This is a genomic window from Mesorhizobium sp. M7A.F.Ca.AU.002.02.1.1 (assembly GCF_003998535.1).
Taxonomy (GTDB): Bacteria; Pseudomonadota; Alphaproteobacteria; order Rhizobiales; family Rhizobiaceae; genus Mesorhizobium; species Mesorhizobium ciceri.
Map to the genome: position 1 here is coordinate 1 of NZ_RZPB01000580.1, position 3,802 is coordinate 3,802.

Consider the following 3,802-nt stretch of genomic DNA (forward strand, 5'->3'; position numbering starts at 1 on the left):
CCTGGCGACCTCGCGCCAGTCCGCGTCTTCGGCCGCCGCGTCGAGCAGGCGGATGTAGGTGAGCAGCCGCTCCTCGTCGTATCCGGTCAAGATCGAGGAGTCTGGAGCAACGTCGGCAACATCGGGATCAAGCAGTGGTTTGAGCAAACGCGATTTCCATCTTTGAAGTCATTTTGTAGAGAATACTCCGTGGTTGAATACTCGACAAGACGCTGCACTCGCGGGCATGGAAATACGCGAGGTGTTTGCACGCAATCTGAGGCGGCATCGGCAGGCGGCTGGGCTTTCGCAAGAAGAGCTGGCTCACCGCGCGGAAGTCGATCGCACCTACATCAGCGCGTTGGAGCGCAGCGTCTACGGCGCGACGATCGACGTTGTCGACAAGTTGGCAAATGTTCTCGGGATTGAGGCCGCGGACCTTCTAAGGCGCCCTCTATCGCGCGTCACAAAATAGCGAGTCATTCGGCCTCATTTGTCTTGTTGTGCCTCCATGACAGCAGTCGCATCGCGAGCCGGGCGGAGCCCGGCGAGCGGCCGCCGTGTTTCATAAAAGCGACCGCACGCGCCGACCCCGATGATCTGGTCGCTAGATATTCTTATGATAAGACAATCCGGTTGATGTGGCGGACCAGAAAGGCCGCGCGGCGAGACGTTCGCCGTGCGGCCTTTCGTTCGTTCACGCCGCCTTTTCCAACAGTGCCTTCGCCTTTCCTTCAAGCTCCAGCCGGCTATCCTGATGCGGCTTGGCGCGGGCATGCGCTGTCATGCCTTGAACAAAATCGAAGATGCTTTCGGGTGGGTGACCTTCTTCCTGCAACACAGTCTCGATGATCTTGCCCGTTTCGCCCTTGGAGAAACCGCGCTTGCGCAGGAAGCTTTCGCGGTCCTCGGCGGTGCGGGCTACGATCTTCTCACGCGCGGCCTTGATGCCAGCGATGAACGGCGCCGGGCTTGAGTTCGCAAAGCTAGCTAAAGCCGGCGCTGCCTCATGGGCAAAACGCTGCGCGGCAAATTTTGAGTGCCGGATTGTGATTTCCTCGAAACCCTCCACGCCCCACAGATTGCGGTTCATGCAGACGGCGCGCAGATAGAAACTCGCAATGCCCAGGGTCTTCGAACCGACTTCCGAATTCCAGCAATAGAACCCTCGGAAATACAAATCAGGCTCGCCATTCGGAAGCCGTCCGGCTTCGATCGGGTGTGTGTCGTCCACCAGAAACAGGAACACGTCGCGGTCGCTGGCGTAAAGCGTCGTGGTGTCCTTGGTCACGTCCACGAATGGATTGTGCGTCATCGTCGCCCAGTCCAGAACGCCCGGCACCTTCCAGATAGTGTCGCCAGTTCCGTTGCCCGCTATCTTCATGACGGCGGCGACAAGCTCGTGATCCCAGATGCGGCCATAGTCCGGACCCGTGACGGCGCGAAGCTCAATGCGTCCGTCTTCCGTCTCGAGCGTCTTCATCAACTCCGCCCGATGGCTCAAAAGGCCATGCTGCAAATTGATGCCAGCAAGCGGCGCGGGCAGCTGGCGCATATAGGTGGCCGGCGCGCTGACAAGGCTGCAAAGCTGGCCGAAGCTCCAATGCGTCGGCGCGATTGGCTGCTCCTGTCCGGGAACGATAAGCGAAAGCCGCTCTGCATTGTCGCGGGTAGCTTCCACGCGCACGGCGCGGCTCTCAACGGTGCGGGCGGTCGCTCGGTCCGCGCGCTGCTTCACGGCATCATAGAGCTCGGTAAGGCTCAGATAGCGCTCGTCATCGGGACGCGAAAACCATTCGGAGGAAACTCGTCCGATCCTCTCGCCGCGCGAGATATCCACGCGAAAGCCGCTGGAAGCCACCTGTTCCTGCCTGTTGCTCTCGCTGTTGATAATGGTGGTCATGTTCATTGTGCTCACTCCTTTTTCCGTCAATGCCGAAGGCATGTCCCCCGGCATGCCTTCCGGGGGCGCGTGAGCGCGCGGGAGTGATGGGGGCCAATGCCGGCGAGCGAAGCCGGGTTGCACGGTCGAGCGGAGCGGATGGAAATTGATGGCCACTGTTGCTGCTGTCGGGCCGCTTTGCGAGCCTGCGGCCCTGCTCTGCACAGGCGGCATTGGCGGGGAAGCGAGGGGAAGTTCCTCGCTTCCCATCGAGTCTACAAGGGTATCCGCAGTCGATCAGAACGATGAATGCGAAGCTTACTCTTATAATGTTGTGCAAGAGATTTGGATTTTACAGAGAAACGTACTATTTGCCTCATTGGCGGGACGGGGAAATCAAACGTCGCTCAATTCGTCCGATACAATAAGAGGAAATTAGATGACCACTGCTCTCGAACAAGACGGTCAACTGGATACCGTGTCCATAGCGGCTGACATTGTCGCCGCCTATGTGTCGAACAATCCACTGCCGGTCGCCGAGCTGCCGAAGTTGATCGGCGATATCCATGCCGCTTTGAAAGGCATCGGCACGCCGACGATAGAGCCGGTGATCAAGCAGGAACCGGCGGTATCGATCAAGAAGTCGGTGACGCCGGATTTCATCATCTGTCTGGAAGACGGAAAGAAATTCAAATCGCTCAAGCGGCATCTTCAGCATTTTAATCTGACCCCCGACGAATACCGGCAGAAATGGAACCTGCCCTCCGACTATCCGATGGTGGCGCCGAATTACGCCGCCACGCGCTCGGCCCTGGCGAAATCAATAGGGCTCGGGCGCAAGGCGGCTGCGCCCACGCCTGCCGCGTCGGAAAAACCAAAACGGCCTGCTCGTGCGGCAGCAGCGACGACGACTGCGGCAGCCATCAAGTCGCCGCTGAAGAAGACGCGCAAGGCACCAGCAAAAGCCTAGACCTCTGCACCCTGGCGGACGTGCCGGGCTGTGTAGGACCTGAACATGGCGAAGCCCCGCCTTGCAGCGGGGCTTCGTGTTGAGTCGGATCACTCTGCGGTGCGGCGGGACCAGATGAGCGAGAAGTCGCCCTCGGTGTCGGTCTCGACCAGGCTCGCATAGATCGGAGCGGGGAAGCTGGGATCGTCGAGCTTGACAGAGTGGTAGTCGCGTCCCTCGCGCGAGGTCTTCTTCCATGCCGCCCCGAACTCGGTGGCGCCGGCGAAGATTCGGAAGTCGGGACCCTTTTCATTTTCGCCATCGGCCGGAGAGAACGTCACCGTCTTGACGTTGAGGTCGAGGGTCTTGACCGAGCCGGAGAAGCCGTTGGCGGTGCGGGAGAAAGTGCCGATCGTAGCCATTGTGGTGGTTCCTTCTGTTTTTCTCGGACCGCGCCCATCGCGGCCTCGATGGTGGTCGTGAGACCGGGGACGATCGGTCCGCACCCCGAAGGGGCTGAAACGAAGTGGAAGACGGCGACGCGAGGCTTTCTTGAACCGCGAGGAATGGACGCGCAGCGGACAGGGGAAGAAAACGCAGTGGCGTCGTTGCGGGAAGACGATCGAGACTGAGTGCAGCGAAGTCGGTCTTCGGTCAGACCCAATCCATTCGAGGACGCCGTGGGCGTAGCTTGGAATTAGCGGAAGGAACCGCCACCAGGCTGCGATCTGTCACAGCTGATGTCGTCCGTGCTGTGGCGCTTCTCCGTCCTGTCAAAGAACTGGGCCAAACGCCAGAGTATACGGCCCGTCCTCCAACGGATGAAAAAGGAACGGCCGATTTCCTTCATCTTTGGACTGACCCGCCATCGAGTTTCGGGTGGCACCGAAGACGACCGACTGATTGCTGAACGCAGCGGCTTCCAAGCCGCCAACCATCGTGACGATTTCGCGTTTCAGTCGACTGGATGCGAGCCCGGTTGAGGTCGATAG

Annotated in this window: 5 protein-coding genes and 1 pseudogene; 2 read left to right on the forward strand and 4 right to left on the reverse strand. The window is 59.8% G+C overall.

Annotated features, from left to right (window positions below; genetic code table 11):
• Nucleotides 1-147: pseudogene (locus EN879_RS40200) on the reverse strand (DUF2285 domain-containing protein); the annotation flags it as partial.
• A gap of 79 nt (nucleotides 148-226) precedes the next feature.
• Here EN879_RS40200 and EN879_RS27135 point away from each other — a divergent pair.
• Complete coding sequence (locus tag EN879_RS27135) at nucleotides 227-454, forward strand: helix-turn-helix transcriptional regulator (RefSeq protein ID WP_063170739.1); 228 nt, start codon at nucleotides 227-229, stop codon at nucleotides 452-454.
• Between the two features lie 222 nt (nucleotides 455-676).
• Here EN879_RS27135 and EN879_RS27140 read toward each other — a convergent pair whose 3' ends face one another.
• Nucleotides 677-1,882 carry a DUF932 domain-containing protein gene (locus EN879_RS27140; RefSeq protein WP_127224555.1) on the reverse strand — a complete coding sequence of 402 codons (1,206 nt, stop codon included), beginning with the start codon at nucleotides 1,880-1,882 and terminating at the stop codon, nucleotides 677-679.
• Nucleotides 1,883-2,300: 418 nt separating this feature from the next.
• On the opposite strand from EN879_RS27140, the gene EN879_RS27145 reads away from it, so the two are divergent.
• Nucleotides 2,301-2,831 (forward strand): MucR family transcriptional regulator, encoded by a 531-nt coding sequence (locus EN879_RS27145; RefSeq protein WP_063170741.1) that lies wholly within the window; start codon nucleotides 2,301-2,303, stop codon nucleotides 2,829-2,831.
• Between the two features lie 89 nt (nucleotides 2,832-2,920).
• Here the strand turns inward: EN879_RS27145 and EN879_RS27150 are convergent, their stop codons facing one another.
• Together EN879_RS27150 and EN879_RS39520 are read right to left on the reverse strand one after the other, a co-directional pair.
• On the reverse strand, nucleotides 2,921-3,232 hold the full coding sequence (locus EN879_RS27150) for a DUF736 domain-containing protein (protein WP_063170742.1): 312 nt from the start codon (nucleotides 3,230-3,232) through the stop codon (nucleotides 2,921-2,923).
• 351 nt (nucleotides 3,233-3,583) lie between these two features.
• A partial coding sequence (locus EN879_RS39520) for a hypothetical protein (RefSeq protein ID WP_206521013.1) occupies nucleotides 3,584-3,802 on the reverse strand: 219 nt, incomplete at its 5' end.

Bases quoted from the DNA above. Each gene is read 5' to 3' on its own strand.
- EN879_RS27135 (WP_063170739.1), top strand. From the start codon at position 227: ATGGAAATACGCGAGGTGTTTGCACGCAATCTGAGGCGGCATCGGCAG.
- EN879_RS27150 (WP_063170742.1), bottom strand. From the start codon at position 3,232: ATGGCTACGATCGGCACTTTCTCCCGCACCGCCAACGGCTTCTCCGGC.
- EN879_RS27140 (WP_127224555.1), bottom strand. From the start codon at position 1,882: ATGACCACCATTATCAACAGCGAGAGCAACAGGCAGGAACAGGTGGCT.
- EN879_RS27145 (WP_063170741.1), top strand. From the start codon at position 2,301: ATGACCACTGCTCTCGAACAAGACGGTCAACTGGATACCGTGTCCATA.